Origin of the sequence: Rhizobium sp. YJ-22, from assembly GCF_029601685.1 — a bacterium.
Taxonomy (GTDB): domain Bacteria; phylum Pseudomonadota; class Alphaproteobacteria; order Rhizobiales; family Rhizobiaceae; genus Metarhizobium.
The window spans coordinates 7,915-8,486 of sequence record NZ_JARRIR010000033.1 but is presented as its reverse complement, the minus strand read 5'-3'; the positions used below and the strand labels follow the sequence as shown (position 1 = coordinate 8,486).

Genomic DNA, 572 nt, shown 5'->3' with positions numbered 1-572 from the left:
CTGTCGCGTGCACGGGCATGGTGGCTGAAGGACCAGGCCGAGGGCCGCAGCGGCGTTGCGCTTCCCGACGCCCTTGAGCGGAAGTATCCGCGCGCCGGGCATTCCTGGCCGTGGTTCTGGGTTTTTGCGCAGCACACGCATTCGACCGATCCACGGAGCGGTGTCGTGCGTCGCCATCACATGTATGACCAGACCTTTCAGCGCGCCTTCAAACGTGCCGTAGAACAAGCAGGCATCACGAAGCCCGCCACACCGCACACCCTCCGCCACTCGTTCGCGACGGCCTTGCTCCGCAGCGGTTACGACATTCGAACCGTGCAGGATCTGCTCGGCCATTCCGACGTCTCTACGACGATGATTTACACGCATGTGCTGAAAGTTGGCGGTGCCGGAGTGCGCTCACCGCTTGATGCGCTGCCGCCCCTCACTAGTGAGAGGTAGGGCAGCGCAAGTCAATCCTGGCGGATTCACTACCCCTGCGCGAAGGCCATCGGTGCCGCATCGAACGGCCGGTTGCGGAAAGTCCTCCCTGCGTCCGCTGATGGCCGGCAGCAGCCCGTCGTTGCCTGATG

1 pseudogene is annotated in these 572 nt (G+C 64.0%); it reads left to right on the top strand.

The window, feature by feature from the left end:
• Window positions 1–441 (top strand): annotated as a pseudogene (gene intI1 / locus P7F60_RS29970) (class 1 integron integrase IntI1); the annotation flags it as partial.
• Window positions 442–572 lie beyond the last annotated feature (131 nt).